The organism is Leptotrichia massiliensis (genome assembly GCF_900104625.1).
Classification (GTDB): domain Bacteria; phylum Fusobacteriota; class Fusobacteriia; order Fusobacteriales; family Leptotrichiaceae; genus Leptotrichia; species Leptotrichia massiliensis.
Map to the genome: position 1 here is coordinate 47597 of NZ_FNVZ01000003.1, position 20977 is coordinate 68573.

Annotated in this window: 20 protein-coding genes; all 20 read right to left on the bottom strand. The window is 29.8% G+C overall.

What is annotated here, in order from left to right; all coding sequences use genetic code 11:
• Nucleotides 1-119: 119 nt before the first annotated feature.
• On the bottom strand, nt 120-1103 hold the full coding sequence (locus BQ5344_RS01055; protein ID WP_006805020.1) for a class II fructose-bisphosphate aldolase: 984 nt from the start codon (nt 1101-1103) through the stop codon (nt 120-122).
• A 218-nt stretch (nt 1104-1321) separates the two neighbouring features.
• A complete protein-coding gene (locus BQ5344_RS01060) occupies nt 1322-2041 on the bottom strand; it encodes a glycoside hydrolase family 25 protein (RefSeq protein WP_006805021.1) in 720 nt (239 codons plus the stop codon).
• Nucleotides 2042-2191: 150 nt separating this feature from the next.
• Nucleotides 2192-3463 carry a serine--tRNA ligase gene (gene serS, locus BQ5344_RS01065; protein ID WP_071123815.1) on the bottom strand — a complete coding sequence of 424 codons (1272 nt, stop codon included), beginning with the start codon at nt 3461-3463 and terminating at the stop codon, nt 2192-2194.
• A 21-nt stretch (nt 3464-3484) separates the two neighbouring features.
• On the bottom strand, nt 3485-4264 hold the full coding sequence (locus BQ5344_RS01070) for a hypothetical protein (protein WP_071123816.1): 780 nt from the start codon (nt 4262-4264) through the stop codon (nt 3485-3487).
• Nucleotides 4265-4412: 148 nt separating this feature from the next.
• Entirely contained in the window at nt 4413-5426 is a 1014-nt protein-coding gene (lpxK, locus tag BQ5344_RS01075) for a tetraacyldisaccharide 4'-kinase (protein WP_071123817.1), read from the bottom strand.
• A 28-nt stretch (nt 5427-5454) separates the two neighbouring features.
• Entirely contained in the window at nt 5455-6357 is a 903-nt protein-coding gene (gene whiA, locus BQ5344_RS01080) for a DNA-binding protein WhiA (RefSeq protein ID WP_071123818.1), read from the bottom strand.
• Between the two features lie 31 nt (nt 6358-6388).
• On the bottom strand, nt 6389-7204 hold the full coding sequence (locus BQ5344_RS01085) for a toxin-antitoxin system YwqK family antitoxin (RefSeq protein ID WP_071123819.1): 816 nt from the start codon (nt 7202-7204) through the stop codon (nt 6389-6391).
• 118 nt (nt 7205-7322) lie between these two features.
• On the bottom strand, nt 7323-8612 hold the full coding sequence (locus BQ5344_RS01090; RefSeq protein ID WP_071123820.1) for a thioredoxin/cytochrome c biogenesis CcdA family protein: 1290 nt from the start codon (nt 8610-8612) through the stop codon (nt 7323-7325).
• A gap of 21 nt (nt 8613-8633) precedes the next feature.
• Nucleotides 8634-9002: a holo-ACP synthase gene (acpS, locus tag BQ5344_RS01095; RefSeq protein ID WP_071123870.1), complete on the bottom strand. Its 369-nt coding sequence runs from the start codon at nt 9000-9002 to the stop codon at nt 8634-8636.
• A gap of 777 nt (nt 9003-9779) precedes the next feature.
• Entirely contained in the window at nt 9780-11018 is a 1239-nt protein-coding gene (tyrS, locus tag BQ5344_RS01100) for a tyrosine--tRNA ligase (protein ID WP_071123821.1), read from the bottom strand.
• Nucleotides 11019-11236: 218 nt separating this feature from the next.
• Complete coding sequence (locus tag BQ5344_RS01105; RefSeq protein ID WP_071123822.1) at nt 11237-12163, bottom strand: phosphatidate cytidylyltransferase; 927 nt, start codon at nt 12161-12163, stop codon at nt 11237-11239.
• A complete protein-coding gene (uppS, locus tag BQ5344_RS01110) occupies nt 12153-12971 on the bottom strand; it encodes a polyprenyl diphosphate synthase (RefSeq protein ID WP_071123823.1) in 819 nt (272 codons plus the stop codon). Before uppS ends, BQ5344_RS01105 begins: the two co-directional genes overlap by 11 nt.
• Before the next feature lie 300 nt (nt 12972-13271).
• Nucleotides 13272-14315, bottom strand: coding sequence for a glycosyltransferase family 4 protein (locus BQ5344_RS01115; RefSeq protein ID WP_235846084.1), 1044 nt, complete (start codon nt 14313-14315; stop codon nt 13272-13274).
• Nucleotides 14209-15465, bottom strand: coding sequence for a glycosyltransferase family 4 protein (locus BQ5344_RS01120; RefSeq protein WP_071123825.1), 1257 nt, complete (start codon nt 15463-15465; stop codon nt 14209-14211). Before BQ5344_RS01120 ends, BQ5344_RS01115 begins: the two co-directional genes overlap by 107 nt.
• Nucleotides 15466-15541: 76 nt before the next feature.
• A complete protein-coding gene (ylqF, locus tag BQ5344_RS01125) occupies nt 15542-16417 on the bottom strand; it encodes a ribosome biogenesis GTPase YlqF (protein WP_071123826.1) in 876 nt (291 codons plus the stop codon).
• Between the two features lie 467 nt (nt 16418-16884).
• Complete coding sequence (gene rsmI, locus BQ5344_RS01130) at nt 16885-17574, bottom strand: 16S rRNA (cytidine(1402)-2'-O)-methyltransferase (protein WP_071123827.1); 690 nt, start codon at nt 17572-17574, stop codon at nt 16885-16887.
• A gap of 44 nt (nt 17575-17618) precedes the next feature.
• Nucleotides 17619-18935, bottom strand: a complete 1317-nt coding sequence (locus BQ5344_RS01135) for a S41 family peptidase (RefSeq protein ID WP_071123828.1) — start codon at nt 18933-18935, stop codon at nt 17619-17621.
• 253 nt (nt 18936-19188) lie between these two features.
• Complete coding sequence (locus BQ5344_RS01140; protein ID WP_071123829.1) at nt 19189-19926, bottom strand: TlyA family RNA methyltransferase; 738 nt, start codon at nt 19924-19926, stop codon at nt 19189-19191.
• Between the two features lie 217 nt (nt 19927-20143).
• On the bottom strand, nt 20144-20605 hold the full coding sequence (locus BQ5344_RS01145; RefSeq protein WP_021768768.1) for a divergent PAP2 family protein: 462 nt from the start codon (nt 20603-20605) through the stop codon (nt 20144-20146).
• A 32-nt stretch (nt 20606-20637) separates the two neighbouring features.
• A complete protein-coding gene (gene yhbY, locus BQ5344_RS01150) occupies nt 20638-20976 on the bottom strand; it encodes a ribosome assembly RNA-binding protein YhbY (protein WP_026745188.1) in 339 nt (112 codons plus the stop codon).
• Nucleotide 20977: the final 1 nt, after the last annotated feature.

The following is a 20977-nucleotide window of genomic DNA, read 5'->3' on the forward strand; positions in this document are numbered from 1 at the left end:
AAAAAAAAAATTTTCACCTCTTTTAAACAAATTTTATTTATGTAAAACTCAAAAGGAATATCCCAAGTTTGAGAATAAACTTGAGATAATCCAAATTAATTTTCATTTTTTATTTGTTATTATCTTGCAGCTCCAGCTTTGTAAGCTCCATTTGATCCAAATACGTTTCTGATTTTATCTTTGTAGTATTCTTTCATGTAATCTTTTGCAGGTCCTACATATTTTCTAGGATCAAATTCTCCTGGGTTTTTAGCGAATACTTCTCTGATTCCTGCTGTGAAAGCCAATCTTCCATCAGTATCTACGTTAATTTTGGCTACTGCTGATTTAGCAGCTTTTCTTAATTCTGAATCAGGGATACCAATTGCATCTGCAATTTTTCCACCATATTGGTTAATCATTTCAACAAATTGGTGAGGTACTGCTGATGAACCATGTAATACGATTGGGAATCCAGGTATTCTTTTTTCGATTTCTTCCAAGATATCCAATCTTAATTTAGGATCGTCTCCTGGTTTGAATTTGTGAGCTCCGTGAGAAGTTCCAATTGCGATTGCTAATGAATCAACTCCTGTTTTTGTTACGAAGTCTTCAACTTCATCAGGTTGAGTATAAACATGTTCTGCTGCTACTACATCGTCTTCGATTCCAGCTAAAACTCCTAATTCAGCTTCAACTGTAACATCGTGTTGGTGAGCGAAATCAGCAACTTGTTTTGCTTCTGCAACGTTTTCATCGTAAGGGTGGTGAGATCCGTCATACATTACTGAAGAGAATCCGTATTCGATACAGTCTTTTGCTTCAGCGAAGTTTGGACCATGATCCAAGTGCAATGCTACTGGAATATCTGATCCTGATGCTTCTACATAAGCTGTTGCAGCTTTTGCAAGCCAAGGTAACATTTCTTTACCAATATATTTTCTTGCACCTGTCGATACTTGAAGAATTACTGGTGACCCTTCTTCAACACACGCTTCGATAATTCCTTGTAATTGTTCCATGTTGTTAAAGTTAAAAGCAGGTACTGCATAACCTTCTTTATTTGCTTTAGCAAACATTTCTTTAGTGTTGCTTAATCCTAAATCTTTAAAATGATATTTCATTTTACGCCTCCTAATATTTATTAATTAGATTAACTTCTTTAATTATATGTTACCAAATTTTCGTATAAAAATCAATAGAAAACAAAAAATAATAGTTAAAAATAAAATATTTTTTTAAATATATGCTTAAATACCACCAAAATAAAATTTTAAATTAAATTTTGATATTGGTAATTCATACTTACTATTAATTTTAAAATTTTTTATAACAATGGTTATCAATTTATTTTATTTTGATTTATCAATTCTTCCACTGTCATTCCTTTTCTAAGTACATTTTTATCTGTAAAGCCTGGAATTCCTTCAATTCTTCCACGTCTTGAAACTTGCCAGATTATCCACCTGCTATCTTCTTCTATTTTTGGAAAATATTTATAATCTGTAATCCAAATTTTATTTTCAGGAAATTCACCTTTTATATATGCATTATAAGTGTTATAATTTACATAAAAAATTACTCTCTTTTGATAGTGTTTTTCAAGTTTTTCAACCATATCTTTTAAATGCTTGATTACATCTGGTTTTTTATATTTTTTTGTAGATATTTCCAAATCAATCATTGGTGGTAAAGTTTTGTCAGAAGCTGGCACTTTGCTTATGTAAAAATCAGCTTGCGCTTCTCCACTGCTCGTCATTGTAAAAAAATGATATGCTCCCACTATAAAGCCATTCAATCTGGCATTATTCCAGTTATATAAAAAATCTGTATCAAGAAAATTTTGTCCTTCAGTTGCTTTCAAAATAATAAATTTGTATTTCTTATCTACACGAGTCCAGTTGACTTTTTCCTGATGATGTGAAATATCCAGCCCCTGAACTTTATATCCAGCTAATTCCGCTAAAATATCATTATGATATAAATATCCGCTAAATTCCAAAAACCCCGCTATACCTCCAAAAATTATCATAATTGTCAAAAATTTTATAAATTTCGCCATATTTTCTCCATTCAGTCGTTTTTAATAACAAAATTGTTTTCAAAATTTTAATAATTTATTTTTATTATTGAACTTGATTTTAAAGTGGTTTTTTAACAGTTTATGAAAAAAATCAGATTAATCTTATAGCTGGTTGTTATAGCGATTTTATTATTTTATAACTGTCATTCCACCCATATAAGGCACTAATACTTCTGGAACTTTTATAGTTCCGTCATTCTGCTGGTAATTTTCCATAATTGCAAGCAATGTTCTTCCCACTGCAAGCCCCGATCCATTCAGAGTATGTACAAAATGGCTCTTTCCAGTTTCCTTTTCCCTGTATTTAATCATTGCACGTCTAGCTTGAAAGTCCTCTGTATTTGAGCAAGAAGAAATTTCCCTGTATTTTCCTTGGCTTGGCACCCAAACTTCCAAATCATAAGTTTTTGCCGCACTAAATCCTATATCTCCGCTGCAAAGTGCCAGCACTCTATATGGCAATTCGAGTTTTTGCAATATTTTTTCTGCACAGTTTACCATTTTTTCAAGTTCATTGTAAGAAGTTTCAGGTTTTACAATTTTTACCATTTCTACTTTGTTAAACTGATGCTGTCTTATAAGACCTTTTAAATCACGCCCTCCAGAACCGGCTTCCTTTCTGAAGCAAGCTGTATATCCACAGTAATATTTAGGCAATTCCTCTTCATCTAGAATTTCACTGTTATGCAAGTTCGTAAGTGTAACTTCTGCGGTTGGAATCAAGTACATTTCATCACCTTCAATTTTATAGGCATCATCAGCAAATTTTGGAAGTTGTCCTGTTCCCACCATCATTTCTCGTCTAACTAATTGTGGCGTAAAAATCTCCTCAAACCCATGTTCCCCAGTATGAACATCAATCATAAACGCAATCAAAGCTCTTTCCAATCTTGCAGCTGCATTTTTATAAACTGTAAATCTTGAACCACCAAGTTTTGCCCCTCTTTCAAAGTCCAAAATCCCTAGTTCTACTCCTAGTTCATCATGTGATTTTATTTCAAAGTCAAACTCTCTTGGAGTTCCCCATTTTCTAACTTCTACATTATCATCTTCATCTTTTCCAACTGGAGTCGTATCACTTAATTTGTTTGGAATCGTATAAGCAAGTTCCAACTGCTTTTCATCAATTTCTGCTACCTTTTGGTCAAGTTCCTTAATTTTTGCACTGACAGTCTGCATTCTCGCAAGTAATTCAGCAGGATCTTTTCCTTCCTGTTTATATTTTCCTATCAACGCACTTGATTCATTTCTTTCTTTCTTTAACATTTCCACTTCCTGAAGCAAATTTCTTCTATCTTCATCAAATTTCAGCAATGAATCCAAATCAAAGTCACTATTTCTATTTTTTAAATATTCTCTGACTTTATCAGCATTTTCCCTTATGTATTTCATTTCCAACATAATTTTTTATTTCCTTTCTTTTTATATATATTTATATAGTATTTTTTTACTTTCACTTAAATTTTCAAAATCATAATTTTTACTAAATTCTATTTTTTTTACGTTTTGGATATTATACTTTTCCACAATTTTATCATAATTTTCCACATAAATTTTTTTATAAAGTTCATCAGCTTGATTTTCCACAAAATAGTTTAAGTTTTCCATATTTTCAAAATTTAGGAAAGCTGAATCAGATTTTGTGAAATAATTTATGATATTTTTTATTATCTCATCTATTTTATCACGAATTTCGTTAAATTTTGAACCATTTTCAGTTTCAATTTTTTCTATCATTTTTTTTGCAAAAAAAGTTTTTACAAGTTTATTTGTATCTGTTGAAATTAATGAATAGTTGTATAAAATTTCAAAAAATTTATTTTTATCCCGATACAGCAGTTCATTTCCTAATTTTACAGCATAAATTGATTCTTTGTTAAAAATACTTCTTATAAATCCATCTATTAATTTTGGAAGCTCAACTTTGCTTAACCGTTCTATTTTTTTGTCTTTTTCTTTAAATGTTTCTAAAAATTGTTTGCTTATGATTTGTTTTACATTTTCATTTTTTTTGTTTTTACTAAAATAAATATATCCCAATTCTAGTATAAATGATGGTTCTTTAACTATTATCTTAAAATTTTTGTCAAGCTGAAAATATTTTCGTTTTTCAAAATTATTTTTATATTTTAGAATAAATTCTGAAAAATTTTCTGTATTTAAAAAGACATTTTCACTTTCCAGCTTTTTATTTTCAGTCAAAATTTAATTCCTCCCTTCTGCTTCATTTTATAATCTTTGTAAAAATTTTAATTTTTTTAATAACTACAATATTTTTTATATTTGATTTTATAACTTTTATTTTTAAAATTTTGTAAAATTTTAATTTTTCCAAAACCTTAAATCCACTTTATTTTTCAACAATTTTAAATTCCATTTTTAAAATCATTAAATTTTCTATATTTTCATCAATTTTCACAATATCCTTTTCCGTTGTCAAAACATAATCATAATTTTGGGCTTTTTCCTTTATTTCCAAAATTTCTTCACTTGTGTAAATGTGATGATCTGGAAATTTTATTTCATCAATATTACTTGGATTTAATTTTTTTATTGTCTTATAAAATACGACTGGATTTGCTATTGAAGAAAAAATCAGAACATTTTTATTTTTAATAATTTCTAATGGAAATTTTTCATTTCTTATATTGTTTTCATTATTTATTTTACCCAATTTTTTCCTATTTTCAAAATTTAATTTGTAAAAATAACTTTCTTCAAAAGTAGCAACAGAAATCGGTTTTTGATATTTTGCCAGTCTTTCCTTAATTTTCACAATTTCTTCTCTCGAAACATAATTACTTTTTGTAATAATAGTTTCATCAGCTCTTTTTAAAGAGTCAAGTGATTCCCGCAATCGTCCTTTTGGCAAATAATCATTCATTCCAAAAGGATTTGTTGCATCAATCAGAATTATATTTTTATCCTTTTTCAATTTTCTATGCTGAAAGCCATCGTCCATAATAATTGTTTCCACACCACATTTTTCTTTTAAAAAAGTTGCACCTTCATAACGATTTTTACAGACTACGACAGGAATTTGAAAATTTAAGGCATGCAAATAGGCTTCATCTCCTGATTCCTTGGAAGTCGCATAAATCTTTTTTTCATCCCGTACAAGCAGTAAATCAGTTTCCCGTTTTCCTTTGTAACCTCGACTTAGAATTCCAACTTTTTTATTTTTTTCTAGATATTTCTGCACAAAATACTGCACAGCTGGTGTTTTCCCAGTCCCTCCTGCCACAATATTTCCAATGCAAATTATTTCCACTCCATCAACCTTTTTTTCTTTAAAAATATTCAAATCATAAAGTTTATTTCGTAAAAAAACAATAAATCCATATATAATCGACAATAATTTCATTAATTTTTCCTCAGCTTAACTTTCTTAATTAGTTTTCTACCAGTCCTTTGTAAATTGTTTCCAGCCGTCTAAATCTATTTTTTATTCCAGATTTAGAAATTTCCATTAAGTCTGCTAGTTCCTGTAGAGACATTTCCTGATTCTCTAGCCGAATTCTTGCTGTTTCGCTTAATACGTCTGTCAATTCTGAAAGACCCATTTTTTCATCAATTACCTTTATCATGTTAATCTGCTTTTCAGAAGCCGATAATTTTTTTGTTTCATTTGCGATTTCCCAATTCATATTTCTATTAATTTTATTTCGAATTTCCTTATTTATCGTAACTTCCTCAAATTCAAAAAACGAATTTATTCCCCCAATTAAAAAAATTATATCCAAAATGTCTTCTGAATTTCTTAAATAAACAAGGCTCTTATTTTTTTTCTCTGTCTGAAAAACTTTTTTCCCCATCTGTTTAAACAAATAATACAAATAAGTGGCAGAATCTTCAGTATCCACAAAAAAGTCCATTGCATAAGCTTTTTCTGGAGACTTTATATATCCACAGCTAAGGAAAAAACCTCTAATTATACCAGCTAGCTGTTTTTCATTCTCCACAACTGAAAAATTTTTGTGAAAATAAATTTTTTTTAAAAATGATTTGTATTCCTGCTGGTTGTGCTGAGTGGGAAAAAGTATCACTTCATACATTTTATGTGTTCCAAGACGCTTACTAATAACGTATTTTAGTTGAATTGGGATATTTGTTACTGCCCGTAAATTTGAATAAATTCTTTTAGCAAGCGATACATTTTCAGTGCTGAAATAAATTCCATGTTCTGTAATTACATTCTTTGCAATAAAAATTCCAAAAAGCTCTGCATAAACAGTATCTTTATCTGAATTTTCCAAGTTGAAGATTTCTCTTTTTACATTTGCTGAATACGACATTTTCCCCCTCCTTTTTCACTACAATAAACTTCTAATAATTTACTTTTCTAGGATTTCCTGATTTATCATAATAAGTCCAAGTTCCTGTTCTTCTTCTGCCTTTAATACTTCCCTCAAATCCAAGGCTTCCATCTGTATAATATCCTCTTACAGTTCCAGTTTCTCCATTCATGTTTGCTTCGTACAAAGGTCTTCCACTTTCGTAGTAGACATTCATTTTCCCATTTATTTCATCATTTACATAATTGATTTCAGATTTTTTACCTCCGTTAGTGTTCCATTCACTAAATAATCCATTTTTCTGTCCATTTGAATAATTTCCTTGTGATTTTTTCGAGCCATTTTCATAATACTCAGTCCAAGTTCCTGTCATTTTTCCATTCTCATAGTTCCCAACTGTTTCCTGAGACCCTGTTTTTCCATAATATGAAGAATAACGTCCATTTAACTGATCGTCTTTATATTGATATTTTTTCCAGACTTTTCCATTTTCAGTATAAACTGTCCATTCTCCTTCTTTTTTTCCATTTCTATAATTTCCTATCGTAAATCTATTTCCGTTTGCATAAAATTCATCATATTTCCCATTCAACATTCCATTATTTAAATTAACAACAAGTCTTCTTCCGCCTTCTTCCATAATTCTGTACTCTCCACTTCCTGTCAATTCATAAGTATTAGAATCAATTCTTTTTACATCATCCATACTCGAAGAACTAAGTTTCGACAACCTAACCTTCCCAAAATTTGTCCCATAATTTGCAAATACATCTTTTCCGTATGCAACTGCTGATAACATCATCATTCCAGCGATAAAAAATATTTTTTTGCTATTATTTCTTTTCATTTTCTCATCTCCTATTATTTTATAAAGTTTGTTTTTTTATTTTATTAATTCACCTTTTTACATTATAACAAATTTTTCTCATTTTTTAAACTAAATTATTGATTTTTCTGGTTTCAGTTTACATTATAAGCAAACTAGGCTTAATCAACATTATTAATCCTAAAATTATCATTAAAATTCCGCCAAACAGATTTACCCATTTAGAATATTTTGTAGTTAATTGCAGTTTATTTATGCTCATTAATGCAAATCCAAAAACTATTATATCGTCCACCATATAGCCAATTATGTAGATAAATGTGTAAAATTGTCTAGTCCAGAAAGGAACTTCGTTTATTTGAAGTATTTTTGTGTATGTTTGAGGAATTCCAACTGAACAGGCAAATTCTATTACGTTTACTGAAAGTGCTAAGCCAATAATTGCAAGTGCTGTCAGTAATGTAAATGGCTTGTTGGCAATATCCTTTATCTTTTTAGAAATTTTTGCCCTCTGCTCAAAATCTGTCACTTCACATTCCAGCGTATCACCTTTTTTCAAGTAATTTCTGATAAAGAAAATTCCACCAGCAATTCCAATAATTCCAACAAGCGGAGTTACCCATTTATCCAGTCCCACAAAGTCCCAAGCATAAATCCACGCATTCAAAATAAAAAAGTACATGGCAGCTTCCGCAAAAATAAACAGCCCTGCCACACGGAACATTTTCACTTTATTTCCAACGGCAATCAAAGCTGTCAAAAATAATACCAGAACCCACATTGCACAAGGATTAAATCCGTCAATTGTTCCCAAAATCAACGACATTGTAAACAGCGAATAATTTGTCAAGTCAACAATCTTATTAATAATTGGAATATTTACAAGAACTTGATTTTCAGCACCTTTCGTAAGTCCCGGCACTTCACATACCGTATCGCCTGTACAAACTGCACCATTACTGCTCACATTGCCAGCCTGCCCACTTTCCACATATTCCTTTAAAGTCAAAATCTTGTCCTTTGTTTTCCCAGAATTTATCAAATTTTCAATTTCTTTCCCAGTCGTATCAGCCGTATTAAACCCTTGAATAATATGTCCGTCAATGTAAATAATCGGAGTCCCCTTCACAAGTTTTAACTTCGATGTAGTTTCATCAAAAAACGCTTTTTCTTCCTTACTTTCATCAATTTTATGCTCCACATATTCAAAATCATCCCTTTTAGTAGATAATTCCTTCAAAAACTTCTCCAAATTTGCACAATTTTTACAGTCTTTTCTACCAAAGTACTCAATTTTTACTTTCTTTGACTGACTATTTCCATCAGAATAACCAATCTGACTTATACAAAATATACCAAAAAGCATAATCATCAACGCAAAAAATCTACTTTTCTCTATCCCAATATTAAAATCTTTTCTCCAAACCATCTTTTTTCACACCTTTCTTTTCTATTTTTTGTAAATAATAACCGTACTAACCGCATATTCCCTGCTATGCGAAATACTAATCTGAACTGTAAGCCCCTCTGCCTTCTCCTTTATGGCATTATAAAGCATCACGTAAGGTTTCCCCAACTCATCATTCAAAATCTCAATATCATTCAGCGAAAACCCATGCACCCCAGTCCCAAACGCCTTGGAAACCGCCTCTTTCGCAGCAAATCTCCCTGCATAACTGGCATACGGATGCCTTTTCTTTTCGATATGCTCAATTTCTTTTTCCGTATAAACTTTCCTTTTAAAAAGGCTTGTCTGATTAATCGCTTTTTCAATTCGGGATATTTCAATAATATCTGTCCCAATACCGTATATTTCCATATTTCTCATCTTCCCTCATTTTCTATTTATTTAAAAACTAATTTTATGAATAATTATTTTTTTATTTATATAGCTATCTTTTTTTTAATAAAATTATTTGTTATAATCAAATAAAAATGTCGTGATTTTTTGGAAATAAAATCGACTGTTTGAGCGAAGTTTTACGTAGCGAGTTTCGATTTTGTTTTCAAAAAATGCTTAGACAAGCGGGGATTGCAAAGGGGATGGCGACTGTTCCCCTTTGCTTTATAAAAAAAGAAAAAATATAAAAATAAAAAAATTAACTATTAATACCAAAAAATTTATGTTTTGCTATTGTTAGATTATACTACAAATTTTTAAAAATACAAAATTTGTATAATTTTAGTAGTTTAATTTTAAATAAGTTTACGTATATTTTTTTCATTTTTCAAACATAGTCTAGCATAAATAACCCGTCGGAGCATTTTTCTGTGCTGGCAAAACTGTTTGAGCATAGCGAGTTTTTTGTCAGTATAGAAAAATGTCGTAGACTAGCCATAGGTTGTAGGATTTGCGGCAATGAGCAATCCTACGAAAATAAAAAAGAAAAAACATAGTAATATGAAAAAATATTTATTAATCAAAATATCTAAAAAATAATTTAATTGAATAATTACGAATTTGCTATTAAACAACCTTATTATAAAAATTTATTCCTATTTCTAAACGGGATTTAGTATTAATATTTATTAAAAAAAAACTCTACATAAGAAAAAATAATTCCTAAATAGAGATTTTTTTATTTGTTAAAATTTACTATTTCACTTTCACAATTTTCTTTTTCCCAGCCCTAATAATCATTCCGCTTTCGACATTTACACTTGCCTTAATATCTTTTATCGGCTCATCATTTATTTTGAATCCGCCTTGTGAAATTAGCCTTCTTGCTTCACTTGTTCCTCCAAGTAATTTTGCTTCTTTTACAAGCAAGTCAATTACATTAATTTCTCCATAAGGAACTTCCACTTCTGGCAAATCTACATCAAGATTTCTTTTACTGAATACGTTTTCAAACCAGTCTCTTGCTTCCTTAGCGGCTTCTTCACCGTAGTAAATTTTTACAACTTCAGCTCCTAATTGCTTTTTGGCTTCCATTGGATGTAAACTTCCATTTGCGATTTGAACCTTGATTTCTTCAATTTTTTCAAAAGGAACATCTGTTATCATTGTATAGTAATTTTCCATTAATTCATCTGAAATTGACATAACTTTACCAAACATATCATTTGGAGTGTCTTTTACACCAATGTAATTTCCAAGTGATTTAGACATTTTTTCCACTCCATCAAGTCCTACCAGAATTGGCATTATCATACAGACTTGCTGCTCCTGTCCAAAGTTTTTCTGTAAATCTCTTCCTCTTAGCAAATTAAATTTTTGTTCTGTTGCTCCCAATTCCACATCAGCCTTCAGTTCAACTGAATCATATCCTTGTAAAATTGGATACATAAATTCAATCAATGAAACTGGTTTATTTTCAGCCAGCCTTTTTGAAAAATCCTCTCTCGAAATCATTTGCGATACAGTAAACTGTGACAATAAATTCAATGCATCTGAAAGTGATAATTTTTCCAGCCAGTCAGCATTGTAAACAACTTTTATCTTATCCAAGTCCAATATCAATTTTACTTGATCTAAATATGTTTTTATATTTTCATTTACTTGCTCCTCTGACAACATCTTCCTAGTTTCAGATTTTCCAGTTGGATCCCCAATTCTCCCAGTAAAAGTCCCAATCAAAAACAGCACTTCATGCCCCAAATCCTGAAACTGCTTCAATTTTCTCAAAGGTACAGCATGTCCCAAATGCAGCTCCGAACCTGTCGGATCTATCCCCAATTTAACCCGTAGAGGAGTATTAGTTGAAATTGATTTTTCCAACTTTTTCTTAAATTCATTTTCATTAATTATTTCATCGCACCCACGACTCAAAATATTAAATTGTCTTTCTACTTCATTTTTTACTTCTATTTCATTATTTCTATCTATACTCATTTTTATTTTTTCTCCTTCTTCTGTTTTATTTTTTATCCATTCAATAACTTGATTTTATAATTTTCCTTTAAATATCCTGATTTTAATTAATATCTATTTCTTTAATTATTTTTATTATATTAGTTTTTTAACGCAAAAGTATTGTAATTACACTAAAAATTGTCGTGATTTTTTGGAAATAAAAACTTCTGTAACAGTTTTAAAGTTACGCTTAACTTTTATAAATATGCCACATACTTCATAAAATAATACACAATTGGCAATACGAATAACGCACTGTCAAATCTATCTAAAAATCCACCATGTCCCAAAAGCAAATTCCCAGAATCCTTTACTTCAAGTTCTCTTTTTATCTTAGATTCCACTAAATCTCCCAATTCTGCAAAAATTCCTATTGCGAGTGCTAAAATAAAGGCTTTTCCTCCGCTAATCGCCACATAATCATAATTTACTGAACAGTTTGGTGACAAAAAGGATATTCCGCATACAAAATTTGCTATAAATAAATATATTTTGTCAAAAAATAAAATTACTAAAAATACTCCCAAAATTCCTGCTATTGCACCTTCAATTGATTTTTTCGGACTGATTTTTGGTGCAAGCCTGTGCTTAAATATTTTTCCACCAATTGCCATTCCAACTAGGTAAGCAGAAATATCACATGCCCAAATTAGCATAAATGTCATTACAACTAAAATATTCCCATTTGGAAATTCATATTTTATAAGCAAAATATGTGAAAATAAATATGAAACATAGATTATTCCAAACAACGTGTAGGAAATTTCTGCCATTGCATTTTGAATTTTTACCTTTAAAACCTGTCTTAAAGCCAGTAACATTATTGCAAATACAATAAATCCACCCATATCAAAGTTAATTTGTTTAAAAAAAGCAAATTTAAAATATGAAAATATATTTTTTGAATTTTCCTGAAAATATATTGCTAGAGGTAAAAACAGACCAAGTCCCATTCCAATCCTGCTTGCCACCTCAAAGCCTTTATCCTTTAACATTTTATAAAATTCAAACAGTGACATTCCAATTATTACAAGAGTAAATACTAGAAACATCACATTTCCCTTTAAAAATATCCATAAAAGGAAAGGTACAAATAACAAAATAATAAATAATCTACTTAACATTCAGTCCTCCGTATCTTCTATCCCTTTTATTAAAGGATAAAATCGCTTTATCTAATTCATTTTCATCAAAATCAGGCCAGTAAACATCTGTTATGTAAAACTCTGAATAAGCAACTTCCCAAAGTAAAAAATTACTTATTCTAAATTCTCCACTTGTTCTAATCACAAGCTCTGGATCTGGAATTTCTGGACGATACATAAATTTAGAAAATTCTTCTTCTGTAATTTTCATATTTTCCAATTTTTTCCTTTTATCCACAAACCCATTTACCACTTTTTCCGTAACGTTCAATCCATTATTTTCATTATTAAACTGTTCAGACACTACTCCACTTATTTCATTCAAAAGTTTAGTTTCCAAAATTTTATTTACAGCGTCAACAATTTCCCGTCGGCCACCATAATTAAACGCTATATTAAAAACAATCTTTTCACAATCTGCCAAATAATTTTCAGTTTCTTCAATTTTCTTTAATAATTTTTGTGAAATATTTTCCTTTGCCCCTGTAACAAGCAATCTCACACCCTGTTTTTTCAAATTTTTCTTCTCTTTATCGAGATATTTTGCAAACAAGTCCATAAGTCCTTTTACTTCCTTTTCAGGCCTCTTCCAATTTTCAGTAGAAAATGCATACACGGTTAAATATTTTACACCAATATCTCCTGCATATGTCAATATTTTTTCAAGACTGTTAGCTCCTGCCCTATGACCTTCCAGCCGAATTTTTCCACGCTCCTTAGCCCAACGCCCATTTCCATCCATAATAACAGCAATATGCTTAGGAATCACCAATTCATCTCTATCCATACATCCCTCTCAAGATATTTTTTACATTTTTTCAAAAATATTATTGCTATAATTATAACAGCCAAATCATTATTTTTCAAGGTATTTATAAAATTATTATATAAAAAATAAATATAAAAAATTGATTTTTATTATCGCTATGTAGAAGAAGATTAATAGATGTTTTTAATTTAATAACTTGAAATGATTAAATCGAAATTGAAATGTGTATCAGAGAGAAAACCATTTTTTAATTTTATAATTACTGGTTTTCTCTTTTTAATTTATTGAAATTGTTTGTTTTTAATTTTTTATGAAAAGTTACTTATTTTTTTGATTTAATATGTACTCATAATATTCCTTGTATTTTTTCCCGACATTTAATAAATCCCGTTCTTTTGCAATATTATAAGCAGTTTCTGTAATTTCATCCAAATTTTCCACATTGTTTTCCACAATATCTCTTATTTTTTGGCAAAATTCCTCATTATTTCTAGCCTTAAAGCAAGTTTTTCCATCTTCCAACCAATCATTATAAACAGGAATATCCCTTACTACTAATGGTAATTTAGCTGAAAGTGATTCCAGCACCACAATTCCTTCGTTTTCTTCGTAAGTCATAAATAAAAAGGCTTTTGCAGCACTAAATGCTCCAATTAGAATATCTTTATCGACATATCCTGGAAAAATTAGATTTTTTGGCGGATTTTCAATGATTTTCTGTATTTTGTCAGGAAGCATTGATTTTACGCTTGATGAGCCGAACCAAAGAAATTGATAGTCACTGCATTCCTGTGCCACTTTTACAAAATCTTTTATCCCTTTTCTTTCAAAAGGCAGTCCAGCTGTTATAATTAAGGGTTTATTTATGTCATACACTGATTTGTATTCATTTAAAAATTTTTCTTTTAAAACTTCATTTTTATTAAATTTATTTATGTTTACACCGTTTGAAATTACCCTAATTTCTTTGTCCTTTTCCAAATATTTTGATTTTATCAAGTTCTTAGTGTATTCTGACGGAGAAATTAAATAATCTGCTTCATTGTATAATTTCTTTGTCCAGAATTTTATAATTGGCGATAAAACATAACTTCCTTTTATACTTCCACGAAAATCTTCATAAGTTGTATGCGTGTGATAAATTACAGGTTTCCCTTTTTTCTTTGCCTGTTTCAACACTTCATAAGATTTTAACGCAACAGTATTTATATGTGCCAAATCATAATCATCTTCAGGATCCTGCGTAACTTCAATATTATTTGCTCCAAGGGCTTCTACCTGATGATTTAAGGCTTGTCCAACGCCGGATTTGCTGAAAGAACTTTTCCCCTCTGAATATAGTAAAACTTTCACGACTATCATACTCCTCTATTGTTTTTTTGTAAACTGCTTCTACTCGTTCTCCAAATTTCTGTGCTGTGTAATCTTGTGAAGCGACAAAAGCATTTTCGATAATTTTTTCTCTAAATTCCTTATCTTCTTTTAAAAGCATTATAGAATTAATAAATTCTTCTTCTGTTCGGTAAACAAGCCCTGCTTCGTTCTTTACAAGCAAGTCTTCCAGATTTAAGTCATATCTTGCCACAACAGGTGTTTTAGCAGCCATTGCCTCAACAAATGTAAGTCCTTGCGTTTCTGATATGCTCGCATTCAAAAATACATCTCCCATTTGATAATAAGCAGCAACTTTATCATGTGGCACTTCCCCTGTAAAAATAACTCTATCTGAAATACCAAGATCTTCAGCTTGTTTTTTCAAGTCCTCCAAAATTCTCCCACGCCCAACAATCATAAATTTAAAGTTTTCATCCTTAATTTTAGAAAACATATCAATTAATAAATCAATACTTTTTTCTTCAGCAATCCGTCCAATATACACACAAAGAAAATCACTTTTCTCTATTCCAAAATTTTCTCTCATAAATTCCAAATCTTCATCGGAATAATTTCCACGATAAAATTTATCCAGTTCCAGCCCAGTTGGAATAATATTCATTGTCTGGTCAACACCATAAGAATACAAGATATCTTCAACTTTCCTTGTTGGCACAATCAGTCCATTACATTTTTCACAATAAAATTTACTAATCGCAGCTGCAATCTTTTTCCCCGCTGAAACAAATCTCGAACCAAAAATATAATGTGTATAATATTCATATAATGTATGGTACGTATGAACAAGTGGTATTTCAAGATTAATTGCAGCGAATCTCGCAAATGTTCCTACACCCCATTCTGTCTGTGAATGAATAATATCTAACTCCAGTCTTTTTATTTTTTTTATTATTTTTGAAGAATATATCATTCCTAGCCGATACTGAGGCAACGGCTTGAATTCCATACTTGGTATTCGTAAAACATTTGGCTCGACTTGAGGTGCATCAGGATCAGTTGTAGTAATAATATACACCTTATGCCCCAACTTTCTAAGCTCCTTTTCAAGCGTCATAATCGAACTCACAACCCCATTTACCTGAGGTCTGTATGTATCTGTAAATATTCCTATTCTCATTTTACACTTCTCCTTCTATAGCAAAACCCTCTTTCAAATTCTATTTCTTCCCTTTGATAATTTTCATGATCTTATTCTAATTTTTAGGAATTTCTAAAAAGAATTTTCCAATTTTCCCCATTCTATAATCTCTCAATAATCTTCTCGAAATAATCTCATAGTTATGTTCATCATTTTTAGATACTCCTAATCTCTTTTCCAAAATTTCCAGTATCTTATGATTTTCCATTGTAAAAATTTCCTCATCAGTTGTATATTCTTCCAGATTATACACTTTTACTAGATTTTGAATTTTCCCCAAATCCTTTAATTTATCCAAAAACTTCATAGCAACTTGTTCTAGCTGCAATACATTATCCTTTATTGAACCAGTAATTGCTAAATTATAAGCCACTTCATCATCTTCAAACTTTGGCCATAAAACTCCTGGCGTATCTAGCAACTCTAATTTCTCATCAATTTTTATCCATTGCTTTCCACGTGTAAATCCTGGTGTATTACCCACTCTTGCCTTATTTTTATTCACAAATTTATTAATAAATTTAGACTTCCCAATATTAGGAATCCCAACAATCATGGCTCTTACTTCAGTTTTACGAAGCCCTTTTTTTTTCATTTTTTCCAATTTTTCTGCATAAATCTTATCTGTAATTTTTCGCAGTTCATTAAAATTAGTCCCTTTTTCCACACTCAAAGCTACAAAATAATCAGAAAAATTATTTTCCAGAAAATAATCTTCCCAAACCTTCAATTCCTTATTGTCAATTAAATCAACCTTATTCAGTACAATAATCTTTTTCTTATTATTTGCCAACTTTGAAATATCTGGATTTTTACTAGAAATCGGAATTCTTGCATCCAAAATCTCAATCACAATATCAATTATTTTGAGATTTTCGATAATTAAATCCTTTGTCTTCTTCATATGCCCCGGATACCAGTTTATATTCATTCTTTCATTCTCTCCATTTTCTCTCTAAATTTTTATTTTTAATCCTAAAATTAAGGTTAATTTTAAAATTAAAGATAAAAACTCACAATTTATTTCAAATTTGTTACAGTTTATTTTACAATCTATCTTAAATTAAAGATGTCGTGATTTTTTGGAAATAAAAATTACTGTCTGAGCGAAGCGAGTTTAATTTTCGTAGTAACTTAAGTTTATCCAAATAATAAATGTTTAGACTACTTTCCCAAATAAATTTGAAAATATTTTCAAAAAATGCTTAGACAAGCCAGGGATAGTGCGTAGCACTTTCGCTAAAATCTTCAAATATTATAATTTGAAGAAATTGAAATAACTAATATTACGAAATAAAAGGGGATGGCGACTGTTCCCCTTTGCTTTATAAAAAAGAAAAAACATATAAATTATAAAAAAAATATTTATTAACGACAATTCGTTAAAAAAATATATTTTTATTGATTTTTTAAATAAATACCATCATCATTTATAGCCCTTATAAATAAAACAATTTCTCCCTTAATTGGCTTTTCTTGCAACTTTTCTATAATTTCAGAAACATTTCCACGTATTATTTCTTCATAAATTTTGGTAAGTTCTCTTGTGATTACAACGTAACGTTCTCCCAGATATTCTTTTATATCTTTTAAAGTTTTTAAAATTCTGTTGGGGGATTCTAAAATTACGATTGTACGCTCTTCTTCCTTTAATTTATTGAAAAGTGTCTGTCTACCTTTTTTCTTTGGTAAAAAGCCTTCGTATGCCATTCTTCGCATATCCAGTCCTGAAATACTTGCACCTGTTACAATTGATGAAGCTCCTGGTATTCCAACGACTTTTATTCCTGCTTTTAAAATTTCATTTACTAGTTCAAAGCCTGGATCTGAAATACACGGCGTTCCAGCGTCTGTTACAAGTGCGATTTTTTTTTCATCTTTTAGAAGATTAATAATATTTGTAATTTGATGAAGCTTGTTATGTTCATGATACTGGTACACCGTTTTTTCAATTTCATAATGAGAAAGAAGCTTTTTAGTAACTCTTGTATCTTCTGCAAAAATATAATCAACTTCCTTCAAAACTTTTATTGCTCTAAAAGTTATGTCTTCTAAATTTCCAATTGGCGTACCAACAACATAAAACATATATTTCTCCTAATTTTAATTTCTTTTATTAATTTTGATAATGGTTATTTTCTTTTTCCTGTTCCACTTATTTTTTTATTCATTTCTTCAATTGCTCTTTTTAACTGAACGTCTCCAGCTGAAATAATTTTAGCTGCTTCTTCTTTACCTTTATCTTTTATAATAATATCTTCTATTTCTTTTTCTCTATTTTTTCTAGCTTGTTCGCTGTCGTTTGCATACCCTTTTAATGCAAGCAGTTCTTCCATTTTTACTTCTATATCAGGCTCAATTCCCTTTTCATGAATGTAGTTCCCTTTTGGTGTAAAGTATTGGGCAATAGTAAGTTTTATGGCATCCTCTGTTCTCAAAGGTATAACTTGCTGAACGATTCCTTTTCCAAATGTTTTTTCTCCGATGATTGTACCACGTTTGTAATCTTTAATTGCACCTGTAACAATTTCAGAAGCACTTGCACTTGCTTTATTTGTTAATACGATTAATGGGAAATTACCTAGATTTTTTGAAGTTCTGTTATAATTTCTCTGTTGTCCATTTTTATATTTTAAGTAAACAATTAAATCTTCTTTTACAAAAAGTGAAGAAATATCTTGTGCTTCTTGTAGCGAACCTCCTGGATTAGAACGTAAATCTAATATTAATCCTTTCATTCCTTTAGATTGTAAATCCTTAATTGCTTTTTCAACTTCTGCTCCAACGTGATTTCCAAATCTTAAAAGACTCACGTAACCAATGTTATTTTCAAGCATTTTGCTTTCAACCATTTCCAGTTTAATTTTAGCTCTTGTCAATGTAAATTTCATGGGTTCCTTTTTACCTTCCCTAACTACTTCTACATCAACTTTTGTTCCTTCCTTACCTTTCAGAAGTTTTACAGTTTCATTTGCTGTAAGTGGCAAAATATCTTTCCCATCAACTTTTATAATTTTATCTTTTATTTTTATTCCGACTTTTTCAGCTGGACTTCCGATAAATGGTGAAATAACTTCAAGAGATTCTCCTTTTTTCTTACTGATACTCATTCCAACTCCAACATATTCACCTTCCATATCCTCAGAAAAATCTGCTAAATCAGCTTTAGTCAAATATTCTGAATAAGGATCTTTAAGTCTGTTTACAACTCCTGCCACTGCTCCTTCATAAAGTTCCTTTTTACTTGGAGTTTCTTCCTTTCCAACATAATTATTTTCAATAATATTTATTACATCCACAATTCTGTTTAATTCTGTTGCATCTTTGGAATATCCAGCACTTGTATTTTTGTCATTTCTTGATGTTTTTATTATAGTAGTTGCCGCAAATAAAGGCATACTCACTAATACTAATCCCAATACTGCCTGTACGATTTTGTTTCTTTTCATTTTTCCTCCTAAATATACTTAAAATAACTAAATGTAAAAATCTAAAATCTAGATTAACATTACTATTTAATTAATTTGTAATTGCCATTTTTCAAAAACAGACTTTACAATTAGCTATTATATTTAAATTAACTCTTTTAAATATTTTGTTATGATAAAACTGTTTTAAAACTAAATATAAAAATTAAAATTATACTACCAAACTTCAAAATTAATTTAGTTTTATTTTTTTAGAAATTTGAACTATTTATTTTTATGAAAATGTTAGCAACATTAAAAATTCCTTATTACCTTTTGCTCCTTTTATTGGTGAATCTTCTACACCAATCAGTTCATATCCACATTCCTTTGAAAAAGAAATTATTTTTTTTATGGCTTCATCATGATATTCTTCATTTTCTACAACACCATTTTTACCAATCTTTTCCCTTCCAACTTCAAATTGTGGCTTAACTAACATTACAATTTTTGCATTTTTTGCAAGAAATTTTTCAAAATATGGAATAACTTTTGTTAAAGAAATAAAAGAAACATCAATTACAATGTAGTCAACTTTTTCATCCCCAATATCCTTTTCCTTCAAATCTTTTATGTGCATTTCCTCAATTGATACAACTCTTTCATCATTTCTAAATTTCCAATCAAGCTGATTTTTTCCAACATCAACACTGTATACACATTTTGCTCCATTTTGCAATGCACAATCTGTAAATCCGCCAGTAGATGCTCCAATATCAAGTACCAATTTATCTTTAAAATTCAAATCCCAAGTCTTTATTGCTTTTTCCAGCTTTAGACCACCACGGCTAACATATTTTAATTTGTCTTTAATACGAATATTAAGATCATCATTGTCCTTAAACATTGTTCCAGCTTTTGTTACAACTTGCTCATTTACAATAACGTTTCCAACCATTATTTCACGTTTAGCTTTTTCTCTTGTTTCAAAAAACTCTCGTTCTACTAGGATTAAATCCAGTCTTTTTTTCATCGTTTTCTCTTTCCAGTTTTTTATAAATAAAAGATAACTTATAATAAATCATATCCCTTATTTTTCTATTTATTTTTTATTACTAAAATCATATTTATAAAAAATAATTTATAAACTTATTCATTTTACCACATTTTAAGGCATTTTTCAAATTTTTAAGTAAAAAGAAAAAGAAAAAATCACAGCCAATATAACTGCGATTTATTCCAAATTTTTTTTACCCTAATATATATCCTTTGAATAAAAGTCCTATAACAATTCCAAGAATACTTCCCCAAAATACTTCTACTGGTGTATGTCCAAGAAGCTCTTTAAATTTTTCATTAATTATTTCTATACCTTCATGATGTTCAATAGCTTGCACCAATGTATTTAAAGCTCTTGCATGTTTCCCAGCCTGCTGTCTTACTCCTGTTGCATCGTATAGTACAATTCCTGCAAATACCATAGAAATTGCAAATTCAATTGAACTAAATCCTTTTAGTAAAAATACACCTGTCACAAGGGAAACAACCGTTGAGGCGTGGGAACTTGGCATTCCACCTGTCTGGATAAGTCTTGCCCACTGGGGTTTCTGTCCCTTGAATACAGGAAAAAAAACTTTGTAAAACTGTGCTGAAAAGCATGAAATCGCCGCAACATCAAGAAGTCTATTTCCAAACAGTATTCCTCCACTCATTTACTTTTTCCTCTCTATTTTCCTTAAAAAATTTACTTTTTATTTTTTTTACTTTTTCTAAATTCATTAAATTCAGGCGTAATTTTTGCATCCTTTGTAGTTTTAGGCTTGAAAAATATTAACACACTTCCTATTTTATCTACAAATACTGATTTTGTTTTTTGAGCAATTTCAGTTGCCATTTCCCTGTCAAATTCAACTGATGAATTTTGCAAGATTTTTACCTTTATCAATTCTCTTTTTTTCACAACTTCAGAAATTGATTTTAATACATTTTCATCAATTCCATCTTTCCCAATTCTTACAATTGGATCCAGATTATGTGCTAATTTCTTTAAAAAAGCTCTCTCTTTACTTGAAAGCTGTATCATT